The following is an 18,506-nucleotide window of genomic DNA, read 5'->3' as shown; positions in this document are numbered from 1 at the left end:
ACAAAATTAAGCTTTTAAAAAGAGTTAATTAGACTCGGTTTTGATCAAAAAAAGCAGGAACCTGTTGGCTCCTGCTTTCAATCATAAAAAAATCTTGTTCTTATTTAAAATCCCCTGCGTTCACTACAGACCATTTTTCATAAGGTTTTACATATTTTTTTATCGCTGCATTCACATCAGCAACCGTAAGTTTGGCCACTGCTGCCTCTAATTCTTTATGAAAGCTCATATCTCTGTCATAAAAAATATTGTTATTGATCAGACTGGATAGTTCGTTGTCCTTAGCTCTAGAAACACTTTGCCCCTGTGTCCAACCATTTACTGCATCCTCAAGCTCCTCTTGGGTGATTCCATCACTGATAAACCGAGCTATTTCTTCTTTAAACCCTAGTTGTACCTTGTCAAAGTTTGCTGGGGCATAAATTGCATAAAGATACATTTGAGAGTTTTGGTCCTCTTTGTCGCCATCGGCTTGAAACCCTGCACCAGCTCCGTAACTTACACCATCATTTTGTCTTAACCTTACCGTTATCCTTGAGTTTAGTACACCTCCTCCTAATATAGTTGAAGCTATGTTTAGTGCTGCATAGTCTTTATGATCCTCACTGATTTTTACGTCCATTAAGCCAAAGGTCATTGCATTTTGCTTGTCCGGTGTGAGTACATTCTCATTAATCGCTTTAACCACTTTATGTGGGTCGCTAATCTTGGCGTACGGATGTTTACTTTTAAAATCGGAAAATTCCGTCTCTATAAAGGTAGATACCTTTTCCGAGTCAAGGTTTCCTATACTCACCAATATGGATTTACCTAAACCATAAAATTCTTCGTAAAAGGTTTTAAGGTCTTCCACAGTCAAATTTTTGATGGCCTCTTCCTGCTCGGCAATATTCATGTTGTATAAGGGATGCCCTTTAGGATAAGAATTATTGATTTCCGATAGCCGTTGTTGCGCTAAAAACTGCGGTTCGGTTTTGTTACTTTCCAAGTATGCCAATTCCTCGGTCTTCAGTTTTTCAAGTTCGGCAGCGTCAAAGGAAGGATTTTTAAGTATTTCGGCCATTAATTCAAGGGCTGGCATTAAATATTCCTCGGTAGAAGAAATATTTGCATAAATGTTACCGTTGGTCCCTCTAAAACTTACGGAAGATTTAATTCTACTTAATTCGTCCTCTATTTGTTGCCGGGTTTTAGAAGTAGTGCCTTTGTCCAGCATTTGCGCTGTAAACCTGGGAATAACACCTTTGTTCATCAATGATTTTACATCTCCATTTCTTCCGCTAAAGCTTAATGTTACCGTATTTCCACGATTCTCTTTTTCAATGAACCCATATTCGACCCCATTGGCCAATGTTCCTTTTTTTAATCTGTTCGCTATGGCGTCATAGGCTACGTCAAAAGCTTCGCCAGTGCTCATCGCTTCCCTTCCTTTATAATCTTTCACAAGCGCATAAACATCTTCTGTATGGGGAATAGAAACCCGAACAGGTTCTTTGGTAGGGTAAAAACGACCGGAGGTTCTATTAGTGGGTATGAAGTATTTTTCCATAACCATATTCGCCTGTTCCAAGGTCATTGCCTCAATACGGTCTCTATGAAGAAAAGAGAGTCTCCAATCTCCAGCACCAATAAATTCACTCATGTAAGTTCCTAGATAGGCCGAATTTCTATTGATTTGGTCAATTCCCTTTAGCAAATTTGATTTCGCACGATCTAATTCTTCTTGGGTAATGGGATTATCCTTAAGATTGTCAAGGGTGCTTTTTAAAATTTCTTGTACTTCATCTGCATTCTTGTCCGAAGGAACATCTACATTGATATAGAAAAAGCCCGGTTCTTTTGAAAAGGGGGCGTAGGACCACAAGGACGATGCTTTTTGTGATTCTACCAAATCTTTATATAACCTGCCAGAAGGTTCGTTGCTCAGTACGTCTTCAATAACGGACAAGGCGGCATAATCCGGACTAGAACCCGCCGGCGTATGATAGAGTGCACTTACAATTTGTAAATCGCCTACACGACTAACGGACACTGTTTTTTCACCGTCCTGTGCTGGTTCTACGGTGTGGGAATCCCGTAATGGTGTTGCAGGTTTGGCTATTTTGCCAAATTTTTCTTCTATTAATGCCAAGGTATTTTCTTCATCGATTTTTCCGGTAACCATCAACACGGCATTGTCCGGGCGGTAGAATTTTTTATAAAATGCCTTAAGATTTTCAATAGGAACACGTTCGATATCCGATCGATTTCCAATGGTTGTGTTACCATAGTTATGCCACAAGTAGGCACTGTTAATTACTTTTTGTCTTAAAACTGTTGAAGGGTCGTTCTCACTACTCTCAAATTCGTTTCTTACAACTGAAAACTCGGATTCCAGGTCTTTTTTAGCTATGTAGGAGTTGATCATACGGTCTGCCTCCAAATCTAAGGCCCACTCCAAATTATCTTCTGTAGCATTAAAAGTTTCATAATAATTGGTGCGGTCGTAGTAAGTGGTGCCATTGGGTCTTGCTCCCCGCGAACTCAGTTCTTTTGGAATATCGGGATGGTTAGGGGTTCCTTTAAAAACCATGTGTTCCAATAGGTGCGCCATGCCTTTTTCGCCGTAGCCCTCATGGCGAGAACCTACTAAATAGGTGATATTTACAGTGATGGTCTGTGCAGAGTTGTCGGGGAACAACAATACTTTTAGACCATTATCCATTTTGTATTCCGTAATGCCTTCTACAGAAGCTACTTTTGTCATTTGGGCAGCAGCGATTCCCATGCAAGCGATAAAGAGTAGGCTTGCCAGATAGTGTTTTGTTTTCATAATGATATTTTAGTGTGCCCCAAGATAGGAAATAAAGTTTTTAAGATTATCTTAAAATTTTAAGATGAAGCAGTGAATAGGGTCTATGTAGTTGCTTTTACAGCAGGGTAGAGGTAGACTAGATTTTCCGAAGCGGAAGAAATATCCTCTAACGTTTTAACCTTTATGGCATTCTGAGTCTTGTTCAGTAAACGTTGGATAACTGCCTCCACGTTATTGGCCGTATTTTGAAGATATACGGTTCTTCCTATTTCGTTGTTGTGAAAGTCCATTAACCGGGGGAGTTCCTTATTGATAAAGGCGTTTTCGTGCCAGTCGGTTATAGCTTCTGTCCATTTTAGTATTTTTAATTGCTTGTTGCTCCATTTAGAACATTCATTGGCAATCAAGTAATTCCAAAACGCATGCCTAAAAGCATTTGCAGGAGTATTTCTGTAGTGTTCCCTGTCAAAGTACAGTGTAGAAATCCGCATACACTCCTTTGTGGCTAAGAAAGTGGGATATAAGAAAAGTGGATGTTGAATACTTAGTACTAGTAGCTTGAACAAGCTTTTGATTTTTAAACGTTTTAGGGTATTCCAAACCTTCATTGTACTGAACGGTATATTTCGTAAAGCTCCATGGTTACAATGCTACCGTCGAATCTCGTGTGCGCATCAGGTAGGCTTGTTTTCCATGTAAAACCAAGTTTTTCGGCAATGCGAATACTACCAAAATTGTCTTTATGTGCAATAATTTGAAGTGTATTTAGTCCCAGGGTTATAAAGGCCCATTGAATAACATAATCTACAAAACGGGTTGTGAGTCCCTTGCCTTCGTATTCATAACCGATACAATAGGCTAATTCTCCTTGCCCTTTTTTCTTTTGAAGTTCTTTTAAATAGATCAACCCAATGATGGTTCTCTGTTCCTCTTCCTTTATGGTAAATAGGAATTCCTCGCCGGTCTTATATTGCCTTGTTTTTTCCTGAACGAATAGGTTTGACAGCGTAGGATTTAAGTTCTGTTTTAAGGTGCCCGGAAAATCGTTTTTAAATCGTTCGCTATTGGCGACCATAAAGTCACAAAGCCGCCATGCATCCTTTTCTTGGATAGGCGCAATTTCGAAACCATTTAGCTTGAAATTCATTGGGGGTATTTGATGCCTTTTTGATGTATCAATTTGAAATCAAGTTAATTGAAAGATGCACATTAATTTAAGTTTCGCTTTTTTAGTTCTTCTTGCAAAGCTCTTTTGTTTTTCCCCTTTTTAAGGAATATGTATATTAAAAACAGAGGAAGTAAGGTAACTAGACCCCAAGTATTCTTTACAACGCTGAATAGGATTATCCCAACCAAAAAACCAATCAGTACCGCATCTGTGATAGGACTTGGTTTAATTTTTTTGTCTTCATCCAGTAGCTCTTGATCTGTTAATTCTGACAGCTCCTTTTTGTTCATTGCTCGTAATTATGTTTGGATGTTTTAGTGTTAGACCTGATACTGAGTACGCGGTCCATGCCAATAAAGATACTGAACAATTATGATATCGAATATCTTCGCAGGCTTTTAGGCCTTAAGAAGTTTAACGTTTTGTAGGCGGGGTAGTTCTTACTAGTTAGGGTTGATTAAGTTTGATAGTTTTTATGGGATTATCACCATCTGTCAAACCTATAAAATTCGAACCTAAAAATCGGACCACAATAATTTGACCAATACATTTAAAAAATGCTTCAACCCAACATCTCAAATCCAAACCAACTCAAGAAAGCGGCTTATACTCCTTCACCGCATCCACAAAGGCCTTGGCATTATCTAAAGGAATATTAGGCAAAATTCCGTGTCCTAGATTGGCAACAAACTGGTCCTTGCCAAATTCATGAATCATTTGCGTAACCATCTTTTTAATATCCTCCGGAGGCGATAGTAGTCGAGAAGGGTCAAAGTTTCCTTGTAAGGTAATTTTCCCACCGGAGAGGTAGCGTGCATTTCGTGGAGAACAGGTCCAGTCTACCCCTAAGGCACTGGCGCCTGATTTGGCCATATCGCCCAAGGCGAACCAGCATCCTTTGCCAAACACAATAACAGGAGCATCATCCTTTAAGGCGTCAATAATCTGTTGTATGTATTGGAATGAAAATTCTTGATAATCCGTAGGAGAGAGCATGCCGCCCCAAGAATCGAATACCTGTACCGCATTTACACCGGCTTTTACTTTTGCTTTCAAATAGGCAATAGTGGTATCGGTTATTTTTTGCAAAAGGGCATGCGCCACCAAGGGCTGAGTAAAGCAAAGTTCCTTGGCCTTATCAAAGTTTTTGCTACCTTGACCTTGCACACAATAACAAAGAATGGTCCATGGGGAACCGGCAAAACCGATCAGTGGAATCTCCTCGTTCAGTTTTTCTTTGGTCGCCTTAATCGCTTCCATCACATAGCTTAAGGCATCGTTTACATCGGGCACGATGACGGAATCCAAATCTTTTTGAGAGCGAATAGGATTGGGTAGATAGGGTCCAAAATTAGGTTTCATTTCCACCTCAATATTCATCGCTTGTGGAATCACCAAAATATCAGAAAATAGTATGGCGGCATCCATACCATAGCGTCTAATAGGCTGTACTGTAATTTCAGATGCCAACTCTGGTGTTTGACAGCGGGTAAAGAAGTCATACTTCGCCTTTATTTCCATAAATTCTGGCAGATACCGCCCCGCTTGGCGCATCATCCAAACAGGTGGTCTTTCTACAGTTTCGCCCTTTAAGGCTCTAATGAATAAATCGTTTTTAATCATAATATATTTTCATATTTCCCATCTGATATCGGGTTAGGAGGATTTATAATCTTCGTTCACCAAATCTATCACACTCGCTACATCTGGAATTTTAGCGACCTTAACATCGGTAAAGTGTGCTCTAGCTGCCTTAGCGGTAGTTTCCCCAATGCAATAGGCAATTTTGTTGGGTTTGTTGTTGCTTAAATAGCTTTCTATCCCAGACGGACTAAAAAACAGTACGCTTTCTACGGCATCATCTATTTCTTGGCCGGACAATTTTGTTTTGTAGGTCTCAACACTATGTACGGTAATATGGGAGGCTTCTAAGGTTTTGGGAATTTCGTCCAAACTCAGGTTTCCGCAGAAATGTGTCGCTTCCGTACCTTCAATAAATTCTACCAAGTGGTTTGCCAAGGCCGCAGCATTGTTTTCAAAGTGGGTTACTTTACCAATTTTTTTCTGAATAAGTCGCCTTGTTTTACGCCCTACGCAATAGATATTCTCAAAGTCTAGTTCATCTGCACTTATATTGGTTAATAGGCCTTCAACTGCATTTTTGCTTGTGAATATTGCATTTTTCACCTTTTTTTTCAACACAATAGGCGATACCCGATTAGGGTTTATCTTAATAAAATCCTCTGAATCTACCCTTATAACACTATCAAAACGCTGAAGTTGCGCAGTGGTAAGTTTTTTGGTGGAAAACACCTGTGTTTTAAGGGCGCTTTGGGAAAGTTCGGTCATTAAGCGTTTCCCGCCGCGGCTCAAGATACTCTTGGCACAATCAATGCCCAAGTTTTGGTGTTGTCCCAGGGGAGCGGTTAGTGCCGCTTCCAGTTTTTTGGTGCCGTCTACTGTGAGTAGCACCCCTTTAAGATTTACTACATTTTCTTTATCAATATAGGCTAAAGCACCTATAGGTGCCGAACAGCCGCCTTCTAATTCCCTAAGGAACTCACGCTCTAAACGCGTACAGGTATCCGTTTCTTCGTGGTTTAGCTGTGCACAGATTTCTCGTACCTCCTCATCATTTTCCATGGCTACTACCATAATGGCACCTTGCGCGGGCGCGGGTAGCATCCATGTGAGTCCAATTGTGTTTTCTGGTTCCAGACCTATGCGTTCTAGGCCTGCAGCGGCAAATATTGCTGCATTCCAGTTATTCGTATTCAGTTTTTCCAGCCTACTGTTTATATTTCCCCTTAGGTCTACAACTGTGTGTGTAGGGTAACGGTTTAACCATTGCGCTTTTCTTCTAAGACTACCTGTTGCAATGATGCCCTCGCGCTGCCCTAGAAATTCTTCGTTGTCGTGGTACGCCAGAATATCCAGATAATTGGCTCGCTTTAAAACAGCTGCTTGCACAATTCCTTTGGGTAAAGCTGTGGGAACGTCCTTCATGGAGTGTACGGCAATATCCACATCACCGTTTAGCATGGCAACATCTAAGGTTTTTGTAAAGATACCTGTAATACCTAGTTCGTAAAGTGGCTTATCCAGGATAAGGTCGCCTGTAGATTTTACTTTTACGATTTGTGCTTTGTGTCCTAGGGCTTTGAGTTGGTCTTTTACTTCGTTTGCTTGCCACAGTGCCAATTCACTGTCGCGGGTACCTATTCTAATAGTTTTACTCATTTATGGTCCAGTTCTATTTGAAATACTTTTTGGATAAGTGCTAAACTGGAATCCGAGTCCACGTTGTCGTCCTTTAAGTGATTTGCAAACTGTTTTGTTATTTTTTGAATAATGCGGTCGGAAATTATTTCTGCGTGTTCCGAATCAAAACCAGCTGTTTTTTTCGATTGATAGTCTAGCTCTTCTACCTTCATGGTGTTGAGCTTCATTTTTAGCGCTTTTATGACAGGAGCAAATTTGCGCGTTTCCAACCATTGGGTAAAATCTATCTTGGCTTCTTCTATGATCGCTTCTGCCTCTGGAATAAATTGTTTTCTTCTTTCCAAGGTCTCGTCCGTCATTTGTGATAACTGATCAAGATATACCACCGTTACGTTTTCGAGTTGGGACACTTTTTCATCCACATTTTTAGGAACGGACAGATCTAAAATAAGTAGGTGTTTTTTGGTGTGGATCAAATCTATAGATACCGTTGGCTTTTGTGCTCCGGTAGCCACCACCAAGATATCCGTTTTCCGTATTTCGGCCTGTAAATCTCCATAATCTTTAACAGTAAGGTTGAATTTACCACCAACCTTATCTGCCTTTTCCTTGGTCCTATTGATAAGGGTAATATGCGGATTTTTGGTGTGCTTAATAAGATTCTCACAAGTATTACGTCCAATTTTTCCGGTTCCAAAAAGTAAAATATTTTTGGTTGCTATATCCAATACATTTTTTAGAATGTACTGTACCGATGCAAAAGCCACCGATGTAGCTCCTGAAGAAATTTCCGTTTCGTTTTTTATGCGTTTACTGGCCTGAATTATTGCGTTACATAAACGTTCCAGAAACGGATTGGCAATACCTATTTTTTTTGAGCGGTTAAAGCTTTGTTTTAGTTGACTAATAATCTCGAAATCCCCTAAAATCTGACTGTCTAAACCAGTACCTACCCGAAATAAATGTGCAATGGCTTCATTGTTTTTGTACACATAGGCAACTTCTTGAAACTCTTCTACATTACCCTTGGAGTGGTCACAAAGCAATTTTATAAGTTGATACGGATGTTGTGCAAAACCATGAAGTTCTGTTCTGTTGCAGGTAGAGGTAACCAAAAGACCATCCAAACCTTGTTCTTTGGCGCTTAGCAAAAGTTGTTGTATTGATGTTTCGCTAAGACTGAACATACCTCGCACTTCTTCATCAGCCTTTTTGTAGTTTAGGCCAATGGTATAAAAGGAGTTGTGTTTAGAGAGATGATAGTCTTTCATAAAGTGGGACAAAAATAGGAGCAAGTATTTTATAAAAGTAACGCTAGAGGAACAATTAATATCGATTGAAGAGTTTTTAGACATAATTCAGTAATTTTACGTTAAACAACCTTATTTTTATAAGGATAACAAGCAATACAAGTTAAGTTATTTAGAAAGAATCTAAATAGATTACCTGTAAATCACTTTAAGATGAAATTAAAAAATGTCGCTATAGGTTCATTTGAGGAAATATTGATCGATGACGGGTTTTATGTACTTAAAATTCAGAACGATAAGGCAGAAGATGTCCAGATAACGCGTGAAATCAACAAACGATACATTCAATTTCACTTTTGTTTAAAAGGAAGTAGTAAATTTTTGTTCAACGATGGCAATTATGCACTTGATGTCTCCGAAGAGAATTCCCTTTTGTTATATAATACCCAGCAAGATTTACCACTGAATCTTTCCTTGTCGGCAGGTTCTTGGATGGTTTCTGTAGTAATGACGATACGTAAATTTCATTCCCTATTTTCCGAGGAGGCCAGTTATATTCCTTTTCTCGACGGCGAGAATAAGGAGAAAAAATATTATGCCCAAGAGGCAGTCTCTCCTGCGATAGCAGTAGTGTTGAGCCAGATGATGAACTACAACTTGCACCCCACTATTAAGAAGTTATATATAAAAGGCAAGGTGTATGAGTTGGTATCACTCTACTTCAACAAAAGCCCCGATGCCGATGTAGAACAATGTCCCTTTTTGGTAGATGAGGATAATGTAAAACGTATTCGTAGGGCCAAGGAACTTATTATTGCAAATATGGCAGAGCCACCTTCCCTAAATGAATTGGCGAAGGAAGTAGGGTTGAGCTTAAAACGCTTAAAAGAAGGTTTTAAGCAAATATATGGGGACTCGGTCTACAGTTTTCTTTTCGACTATAAAATGGAGTATGCCCGACGCTTACTAGATTCTGGTCAGTATAACGTTAACGAAATTGGACTGCGAATAGGGTATAGCACCAGTAGTCACTTTATTGCCGCTTTTCGAAAAAAGTACGGCACAACACCCAAAAAATATATGAAGGAGCTAGGGTAGTAAGATTTTTTTAATTATCGGACTTTTTTTAAGGCATTTTAGGTCGCGCTACCAAAATTCCGATATTCTTCCGTACCCCCTTTAAATACTCTGCTAAGGGCTTTTTCGTTACCTCTACTTCCATAGAACCGGTTGAAGCATGCAAAAAATGTATGCGACCATTCTTTTCCCGTGTGGCAATACCGGTGTGGGTTACATCCAATCCGTTTATCGCGGTTGCCAAAGCAATGATGTCCCCTGTTTTTATCAGATGCTCATTGGCTTCTATCTGGTCTTGGGGTAGGTAGCAAAAGGGTTCTTTCGCCAGTTCCTTTTCCGTTGCCAGGATTTTTTCAAAATTGCCCTCGTCCTTTAAAAAAGGATACAACTCACGGTGCGTACCCATAAAGTTGATGTCCTTTTCTAGAATAACACCGCCTATTTCGGAAGTTATATCAGTTAGAAATCCCTTTTCTTCATTGTTGCGTATCCATTCTGTAAAATAATGTAATCGGGAGCCGTAACCCTGCATTTTCCTGTCTTTATACCGAATGGTTTCTAGGGTCTCCGTGAAATCTAAAAAGGTAGTTTGGTCGTTTTTCAACATCAAACTAAATGCCAGCACATTTTCTATAAAGGTGGTGCAGTCCAACCCTTGCAGATTAACAACCAAGGTTTCGGTTTCTCCAATTTCCAAGGTTTTGGCTACGTAGGGGGTTTGAAGAAAGGTTTTACCAACATTCGTTAGGGTAATCCCAAAATCGGAATCTAAAAGTCCATCAACTTCTAAAATTTTAGCTTCAACAAGATTTCTGTCCTCAGGGGAACAGGTAATTTGTTGGGATAGCACCGTACAAAGGGGCATTAATATAAAAAAAAGTAGGATGAGGTGTTTCATTCTTAATAGGTAAGACAGTAAAGATATAAGATTTTAGCGTTTAGAAAGGGGTTGGATAACTACATGTTCCAATAATTTGTCTAATGTCAGGCTGAGCGTAGTTGAAGCCTCAATGATGAAATGGCTTAAATACTCCATTTAAGTATTTAGAACTGGTAATAGCTATAAATAAAACCGAAAGTGAAAAACCATTAGGTTTTCGATTTACTTAAGCATTTATTCCTATTGGAACTTAGTCATCTATTGATATCTCTTTCAACATAACCCGATTATGCGCGATACTATCCGGATAATTCTTTTGTAAAAAGGTAATCAACTTTTCCCTTACAAGTACTCTTAAATCCCATGCGTCCGAGGCATCCCTTGCACTCACCATGGCTCTTACTTCTACAAAACCAGCTTTGCTATCCGTTATTTGAATATTATTAGCCTCGCCGTCCCAAAGATCTGTGCTTTTCAAAATAGCTGTCAATTCTGTTCGTAATTCATCGAAGGGTACTCTATAATCCATATGTAAAAAAACGGTGCCTAAGATATCTGAAGAACTCTTGGTCCAGTTTTGGAAAGGCTTTTCAATAAAATAAGGAGTGGGTAAAATTAATCTTCGTTTGTCCCATATTTTCACCACAACATAGGTCAAGGCAATTTCTTCTATACGTCCCCATTCCCCCTCTACAATAACTACATCATCTATCTTTATAGGTTGCGCAATAGCAATTTGAATACCAGCTAATATGGTGCCTATCAATTTTTGTGCGGAGAATCCAATGATTATTCCTGCAACCCCTGCAGATGCGAATACACTTATGCCAATTTCTCGGATTTCTTCAAAGGTCATAAGTGCCAAACCAATTGCGAAAATGATAACGATGAAAATTATAATCCGTTCGAGAATGTTAAATTGCGTATAAACTTTTCGGGCTCTTAAATTATTAGCCTCGTTGATGTTATAGTTATTAATAACAATTCTTTTTATTACTTTGAGCACCACTAATATGAACCACGTCATGGAGCATATGAAAAACAGGGTACTTGCTTTCTTAAAAAGATAAGCTTCGTTTCCAAGTCCTAATACCGTTCGTAAGGACTCCATTCGTATGACAATTGATATGAAAATGAAAAAAATAGGTAATGCTATTTTTTTCATTACACCTTTTGGAAGCATGTATTTAGGGTCTTTTCCTAATTTCCGTAGTACAAGCAAAACGGTCCAATACAGGGCTAAGAATACTATAAAGGCTATAAAAAGAGCAAGCACCGATTTATTCGAAAAATGATTAAAAAAACTATCCATACACGTTAAGTTAAGATATTATAATACAGCAAAGAATTGTAATTTTTAATAAATATCGATACTTCTTATATCGCAATCAAAAAAAGTAAGGTATACTGCTCTGGTTTAAATAGCTGACATAGCTTATTTTTGCATCAAAATATATGCGCTATGAAGGGAGTTTTATTGGTTAATCTGGGTTCTCCGGACAGCCCCACAGCTAAAGATGTAAAGCCTTATTTAGATGAGTTTTTAATGGATGAAAGGGTCATTGATGCACCCAAATGGTTACGGACGATTTTGGTTCGCGGCATCATCTTACAGACCCGCCCAAAAAAATCTGCAAAGGCCTACGCCAAAATATGGTGGGACGAAGGTTCGCCGCTGATTATACTTTCGGAAAAGTTTACCGAAAAACTAAAAAAGCACACCAAAATGCCCGTTGCCTTGGGCATGCGTTACGGTAGCAGTAGTATTAAAGATGCGCTGAAGGAATTGGAAGGTCAAGGAGTAGACGATGTGCTTTTGGTTCCTTTATATCCACATTATGCTATGTCTTCTTACGAAACGGTTGTAGTTAAGACCTTGGAGGAGCAGCAAAAAGGATTTCCGAATATGAAGGTGACTACCTTGCCGGCCTTTTATAAACATCCGGATTATATTAAGGCTCTTTCCGAAAGCATAAGGGACGGACTCAAAGATTTTGACTACGACCATATACTCTTTTCATATCACGGGATTCCGGAGCGGCATATCCGTAAAAGCGATCCTACAAAATTTCATTGTAAAATTGACGGGAGCTGCTGTAAGATTAATTCTGTGGCCCATAACACCTGTTACAGGCATCAAGTGTACGACACTACCGAAATGGTAAAAGCTTATTTAGGTCTGCCAGAGGAGCAAGTAAGTTCCTCTTTCCAGTCCAGATTGGCGGGTGACCCATGGTTAAAACCCTATACCGATTACGAATTTGAGCGTTTAGCAAAAGAAGGGGTTAAGAACTTAGCGGTCATCACACCCGCATTCGTAAGTGATTGTTTGGAAACCCTGGAAGAGATTGCCATGGAAGGCAAAGAAGAGTTTGAGGAAGCCGGAGGTGAGAATTACAAGCATATTCCTTGCTTAAACGATAACGATGCCTGGGTAGCCACAATGGCAAAATGGGCGAACGATTGGGAGCGTACGGGAAAATTGGATGCAGTGGTCTGTGATTAACGTGCATATTCTTGCAGACGGGAGTTTTTTGAAAATCATGTTTTGATAGTTGTAACTATTTGGGTGGTAGATATACCTTTAAGCTGCTAGAGGTATGAATATTCTCTGGTCAACCATTAATTTGGCTCACTTTTCATAAATTAAAATTCGATTTCTTTTTTATAAAAAGGTGTAAAAGGGCAAAAGAATTTGAAAGCTTTTTTTTGGTAGAGGATAGCTCTTTCTATCTATAGTTTTCCTCTTTTGATAGGGATTAAGGGGCTTTTTTTGGATGTCACCTGTATCGCCTATAAACACCCTAGATTTGCCTATTTAAATAGGCTAGATTAGTAATGCATTAGTAAGTAAACAGTCTTAAATAGGAACATGGCCAAGCTTTCATCGGAACAATTGGGTACAGAGCCCGTAGGGAATCTACTGGTAAAGCAGGCCGTACCTGCGAGTATCGGAATTTTGGTGATGTCCCTTAATGTTTTGGTGGATTCTATTTTTGTGGGTAATTGGATCGGTTCCGTAGCCATTGCCGCCATTAACGTAGTGCTTCCGGTCTCCTTTTTTATTGGAGCTTTAGGAATGGCCATAGGCATCGGTGGCGCTAGTATATTGTCAAGAGCATTAGGTGCAGATAATAGGGGTAAAGCCCTTAAAACCTTTGGCAACCAGATTACCCTGACGATTTTGGTGACCGTCTCCATGGTACTTTTAGGTCTCTACTTTGTAGATAGTCTTATTCCTGCGTTTGGCGGTAAGGGTGCTATTTTTGACTATGCCAAGATTTATTATGTCATTGTCCTGTATGGTGTGCCATTTTTGGCGCTGAGTATGATGGGCAACGCGGTTATACGTGCCGAGGGAAAACCTAAGTTCGCGATGGTGGCCATGATTGTTCCATCGGTGGCAAATCTTACCATGGATTATGTGTTCATTTATTTGTTCGATTGGGGTATGCACGGTGCGGCATGGGCCACAACGTTGGCTTATACATTCTCTTTCAGCTACATTCTTTATTTTTTCTTGTCCAAAAATTCGGAGCTCAAAATCAGCTGGGAGCATTTTGGATTGGACAAGGATATTCTAAAAGAAATTAGTTCATTAGGTTTTGTAACCCTATCGCGCCAAGCGGTCGTTAGCATAATCTATCTATTATTGAATAATATCCTGTTTAGCTTGGGAGGGGAAGCCTCCGTGACCGTATATGCCATAATTGGGCGTATGCTTATGTTCGCCTTGTTTCCCGTATTTGGTGTTACCCAAGGCTTTTTGCCTATTGCCGGTTATAATTATGGGGCGCAAAATTACGGACGGGTCCGGGAATCTATCAATATTGCTATAAAATATGCGGCACTATTGGCTACTATCGTATTCGTAGGCTTGTTTCTTTTTCCGGCTGAAATCGCCTTTCTTTTTTTAGGAAATGCAGAAGGTGCTTCCGCAGAAGAGTTGGCCATAAACGCCTACGTGATGGAGCAAACACCGACCGCGATGCGCTGGGTGTTTGCCGCCACGCCTATCATAGCCATACAACTCATTGGCGCTGCCTATTTTCAGGCCATAGGAAAAGCGGTGCCGGCATTATTATTGACCTTAACTAGGCAGGGCTTCTTTTTTATTCCTTTGGTACTTCTTTTACCTCAGTTTTTTGGGGAATTAGGCGTATGGATTTCTTTTGCCATTTCCGATGTTTTGGCCACCTTGGTAACGGGATTCTTTTTGAGCAAAGAGATTAAGAAAAATCTTCGTATTTAAATTTGTACTACCTACAAAATTGCTTCTTCATGGTAGCTATAATTCGCTGATGAAATAGGCGAATGTGACTTTTTGAAAAATTTTGTGTCTTACAAGAGATACCAACCTTTTTTTAATATGCAAATACTAATCATTGCCCTTCTTTTTGTAACATTCGCACTGTTACTATACAGTATTAAGGAGTATGTTAAGACAAAAAAGAAATATGATGACTTTATGAAGGAAAAAGAAGACCGGGAGACCTCTTAAAAATCATTGTTATTAATTCTCGTGATTTTCATTACTTTTAGGGGGACTAATTAATCCACTTAAAAAATGAAAAAATTCTACACCCAACTGGGCTTAGTTATCTTGGCCTTATTGTTTGTTCCTCTAACAGTAAACTCGCAAAGAAGAAAAAAGGTAACTCCCGTAAAAACAGCATTTGCCGAAGAACTCTATTCCAGTATGGAGTACCGTTCTATTGGCCCCCATCGTGGTGGTAGATCTGCAGCTGTAACAGGTGTTCCCGGCGAACCCAATCTGTTTTATTTTGGTGCCGCAGGTGGTGGTGTTTGGAAAACATTGGATGGTGGCCGTACTTGGGAAAATATTTCCGATGGTTATTTTGGAGGTAGTATAGGAGCTGTTGAGGTTGCAAATAGCGACCCGAATGTCATCTATGTAGGCGGTGGCGAAAAAACGCTTCGGGGTAATGTTTCCTCGGGCTACGGTATTTGGAAAACGGAAAACGGAGGTAAAACGTGGACTTCTGCAGGATTAAAGAACAGTCGCCATGTGCCGCGTATTCGTATACATCCTAACAATGCGGATATAGTATATGCTGCCGTATTAGGCAACATATACAAACCTACCGAAGACCGTGGCATCTATAAAAGTACAGATGGTGGAAAGACATGGGATAAAAAACTGTTTGTTAACGACCAATCTGGTTTTGTAGACCTGACGTTAGACCCAAATAATCCACGTATTTTATATGCTTCTTCGTGGCGCGCTCAACGTACCCCTTATAGTTTGAGTAGTGGTGGCGATGGTTCCGCTCTATGGAAGAGTACGGATAGCGGTGAGTCATGGACAGAAATTTCAAAGAACGATGGTTTTCCTACCGATACCTTGGGAATTATTGGTGTAACGGTATCCCCCAAAAATTCTGAACGTGTTTGGGCTTTGGTAGAGAACAAAGAAAAAGGCGGACTCTACCGTTCCGAGAATGGAGGTAAAGATTGGACACAAGTAAACAGCGAGCGGAAATTACGCCAACGCGCTTGGTACTATACGAGATTGTACGCAGATACGGAAGATGAAAATACGGTATATGTAATGAACGTGCGCTACCACCGATCTACCGATGGTGGAAAGACGTTTAATACCTTCAATGCGCCACATGGTGACCACCACGATTTATGGATTGCACCAGAGGATTCAAAACGTATGATTATTGGCGATGACGGAGGTGCCCAGATTTCTTATGACGCTGGCGAGACATGGAGTACGTACCATAACCAACCTACGGCTCAATATTATCGAGTTACTACGGATAATTCGCACCCTTATCGTATTTATGTAGCGCAACAAGACAATTCAACCTTGCGAGTAAACCACAGAAGTGATGGAAGTAGTATTAGTGAGGACGATTGGGAGGAAACCGCAGGAGGCGAATCGGCCCATATTGCCGTAGACCCTTTGAACAATGATATTGTTTACGGAGGTTCTTACGGAGGATTCCTTACCCGCGTAAATCACGAAACAGGAACTGTTAGAGGTGTAAACGTTTGGCCGGATAACCCGATGGGATATGGTGCAGAAGGAATGAAATACCGTTTCCAATGGAACTTCCCAATCATGTTCAGTAAGCACGACCCAAAGAAATTATATACTTTTTCTCAGCACGTACACATGAGTACGAACGAAGGGCAAAGTTGGGATTTGCTTTCTGATGATTTAACACGAAATGATCCTACTAAATTGGTGTCCAGTGGTGGTCCGATAACACAGGATAACACAGGAGTAGAGTATTACTGTACCATATTCGCAGCCAACGAGAGTCCTTTAAAAGAAGGCTTGTTATGGGTAGGAAGTGATGATGGATTGATTCACGTATCCAAAGATGGGGGTGCTAATTGGGAAAATGTAACCCCTGCCGGAATGCCAGAATGGAATATGATTAACAGTATTGAGCCTTCCGCTTTTGATGAAGGAACCTGTTACGTAGCGGCAACAAAATATAAGTTAGGGGATTTTGCGCCTTACCTATATAAAACCACCGATTATGGAAAGACGTGGTCAAAAATTACGAACGGTATACCCGATGAGCATTTTACTAGGGTAGTGCGCGAGGACCCGAAAAGAAAAGGCTTGCTCTATGCCGGAACAGAAACAGGAATGTATATTTCATTCGATGATGGAGCCAATTGGAGTCCTTTTCAAATGAACCTTCCTATAGTTCCAATTACCGATTTGGCAATCAAAGACAACAACTTAATCGTAGCAACCCAGGGAAGGAGCTTATGGATTCTAGATGACCTTACGGTTCTTCATCAATTAGATGAAGCAAAGAAAAATATGACATCTATTTTGTACCAGCCAAAAGACAGCTATCGAACACAAGGCCGTGCACGTACTGAACCTTCAAAAACAGAAGGGATGAACCATCCAAACGGGGTAATCACTAATTTTTATTTAAAAAATTTGGAAGAGAAGGATGATGTTGCGATTACTTACACCACTATGGCCGGAGATACCTTGGCATCTTTTAGTTCTACAGCTAAAGAAAAGGATAAAAAATTAAAAGTTGAAAAAGGAGGAAATACACACGTATGGGATACTCGAGGTGAAGAAGCTGAGACCTTAGACGGTATGATTTTCTGGGCAGCGGGCTTCAACGGACCAAAAGCGGTACCTGGAAAGTATAAGGTACACCTAAATGTAAACGGGGAGAATCAAACGCAGGAGTTCAACATTATCCCTGACCCAAGGGCTGAGGTGTCCATAGCCGATATGCAGAAGCAGCATGATTTTATTTCAAGTATCAATGCCACAATTAACAAGGCACACGGATCCATCAAAAAAATAAGAGGCGTAAATGCACAATTAGAGGCTTTTGCAAAGCAATACAAAGGCAAGGAGCAAACAAAAGATTTGGTAGAAAAGGCCAATGCAATGAAAGAAGAGTTCAGCAAAATTGAGAAAGCCTTATACCAAACGCAAAATAGAAGTGGTCAAGATCCTTTGAATTTTCCTATTCGGTTGACGAATAAATTGGCGCATTTGAATCGTTTGGTGGGTATAGGTGATTTTCCACCTACAGATCAAGATATAGCGGTTCAAAAAGAACTTACCGGTAAAATTGAAACACAGTTAACAGCATTTGATGCGATGCTCGATAACGAGTTGAAAGAGTTCAATGCTGCTTTTAACGATATGAAATTGAACTATTTGTTTGTGGAGTAGTTCTGCAGTGTATATGCTGATTCATAACACCTCTCTCTTTTCAAGGAGACAATGAGGGAGGTGTTATTTTAAATTGCAAGACTAATCCGTGTTGTTCCTTTTAATTGAAAAATACTTCAATCGTATTTTTGGTGGAATGCTCCAAATCGAGATGACTGGTTTTACGTACCAAGGCTATTTAATTTGAAAATAATGCAAAACAAACCGACCATATGGCAACGAAATGAAAGATTGGAACTTTAAGAAAATTATCACATTTGCGCTTGCAATGACTTCTGGGTTTATTATCTACGATTTATTCTTCAAGGCAGACATTGAATGGGGTAGGGCAATTTTCGCAGGTGTTTTTGCGGGACTTGCATTGTGGTTATATAGTAAATATTCAGTAAATAAAAAGTAGTTGAGCACGCATC

General features: G+C 39.9%; 15 protein-coding genes. 6 read left to right on the top strand and 9 right to left on the bottom strand.

Going from position 1 to position 18,506, the window contains the following annotated elements; all coding sequences use genetic code 11:
* Positions 1-100 precede the first annotated feature (100 nt).
* The 7 genes from MS6x_RS09370 to hemA form a co-directional block, all read right to left on the bottom strand.
* Positions 101-2,812 (bottom strand): M16 family metallopeptidase, encoded by a 2,712-nt coding sequence (locus tag MS6x_RS09370; protein WP_482607018.1) that lies wholly within the window; start codon positions 2,810-2,812, stop codon positions 101-103.
* 83 nt (positions 2,813-2,895) lie between these two features.
* Positions 2,896-3,360 (bottom strand): DUF6973 domain-containing protein, encoded by a 465-nt coding sequence (locus MS6x_RS09365; protein ID WP_482607017.1) that lies wholly within the window; start codon positions 3,358-3,360, stop codon positions 2,896-2,898.
* Between the two features lie 38 nt (positions 3,361-3,398).
* Entirely contained in the window at positions 3,399-3,941 is a 543-nt protein-coding gene (locus tag MS6x_RS09360; RefSeq protein WP_482607016.1) for a GNAT family N-acetyltransferase, read from the bottom strand.
* A 62-nt stretch (positions 3,942-4,003) separates the two neighbouring features.
* On the bottom strand, positions 4,004-4,252 hold the full coding sequence (locus MS6x_RS09355; protein ID WP_482607015.1) for an FUSC family protein: 249 nt from the start codon (positions 4,250-4,252) through the stop codon (positions 4,004-4,006).
* A 301-nt stretch (positions 4,253-4,553) separates the two neighbouring features.
* Positions 4,554-5,585, bottom strand: coding sequence for a uroporphyrinogen decarboxylase (gene hemE, locus MS6x_RS09350; protein ID WP_482607014.1), 1,032 nt, complete (start codon positions 5,583-5,585; stop codon positions 4,554-4,556).
* A gap of 33 nt (positions 5,586-5,618) precedes the next feature.
* Entirely contained in the window at positions 5,619-7,202 is a 1,584-nt protein-coding gene (hemC, locus tag MS6x_RS09345) for a hydroxymethylbilane synthase (protein WP_482607013.1), read from the bottom strand.
* Entirely contained in the window at positions 7,199-8,455 is a 1,257-nt protein-coding gene (gene hemA, locus MS6x_RS09340; RefSeq protein ID WP_482607156.1) for a glutamyl-tRNA reductase, read from the bottom strand. Before hemA ends, hemC begins: the two co-directional genes overlap by 4 nt.
* Positions 8,456-8,647: 192 nt before the next feature.
* Between hemA and MS6x_RS09335 the strand changes: the two genes are divergently transcribed.
* Positions 8,648-9,532, top strand: a complete 885-nt coding sequence (locus MS6x_RS09335) for a helix-turn-helix domain-containing protein (RefSeq protein ID WP_482607012.1) — start codon at positions 8,648-8,650, stop codon at positions 9,530-9,532.
* 28 nt (positions 9,533-9,560) lie between these two features.
* Here the strand turns inward: MS6x_RS09335 and MS6x_RS09330 are convergent, their stop codons facing one another.
* On the bottom strand, positions 9,561-10,409 hold the full coding sequence (locus tag MS6x_RS09330; protein WP_482607011.1) for an N-acetylmuramoyl-L-alanine amidase-like domain-containing protein: 849 nt from the start codon (positions 10,407-10,409) through the stop codon (positions 9,561-9,563).
* Between the two features lie 232 nt (positions 10,410-10,641).
* Positions 10,642-11,703: a mechanosensitive ion channel family protein gene (locus MS6x_RS09325; RefSeq protein WP_482607010.1), complete on the bottom strand. Its 1,062-nt coding sequence runs from the start codon at positions 11,701-11,703 to the stop codon at positions 10,642-10,644.
* Positions 11,704-11,853: 150 nt separating this feature from the next.
* Here MS6x_RS09325 and hemH point away from each other — a divergent pair, with 150 nt between their 5' ends.
* From hemH to MS6x_RS09300, 5 genes are all read left to right on the top strand, one after another.
* On the top strand, positions 11,854-12,897 hold the full coding sequence (gene hemH / locus MS6x_RS09320; RefSeq protein WP_482607009.1) for a ferrochelatase: 1,044 nt from the start codon (positions 11,854-11,856) through the stop codon (positions 12,895-12,897).
* A gap of 366 nt (positions 12,898-13,263) precedes the next feature.
* On the top strand, positions 13,264-14,643 hold the full coding sequence (locus MS6x_RS09315; protein WP_482607008.1) for an MATE family efflux transporter: 1,380 nt from the start codon (positions 13,264-13,266) through the stop codon (positions 14,641-14,643).
* A 117-nt stretch (positions 14,644-14,760) separates the two neighbouring features.
* Positions 14,761-14,892, top strand: a complete 132-nt coding sequence (locus tag MS6x_RS09310) for a hypothetical protein (protein WP_482607007.1) — start codon at positions 14,761-14,763, stop codon at positions 14,890-14,892.
* 66 nt (positions 14,893-14,958) lie between these two features.
* Positions 14,959-18,093 (top strand): WD40/YVTN/BNR-like repeat-containing protein, encoded by a 3,135-nt coding sequence (locus MS6x_RS09305; RefSeq protein ID WP_482607006.1) that lies wholly within the window; start codon positions 14,959-14,961, stop codon positions 18,091-18,093.
* 223 nt (positions 18,094-18,316) lie between these two features.
* A complete protein-coding gene (locus tag MS6x_RS09300) occupies positions 18,317-18,493 on the top strand; it encodes a hypothetical protein (RefSeq protein WP_482607005.1) in 177 nt (58 codons plus the stop codon).
* The last annotated feature ends 13 nt before the right edge of the window (positions 18,494-18,506 follow it).

Source organism: Maribacter sp. MS6 (genome assembly GCF_056839185.1).
This window is presented reverse-complemented; position numbering and strand designations above follow the sequence as displayed.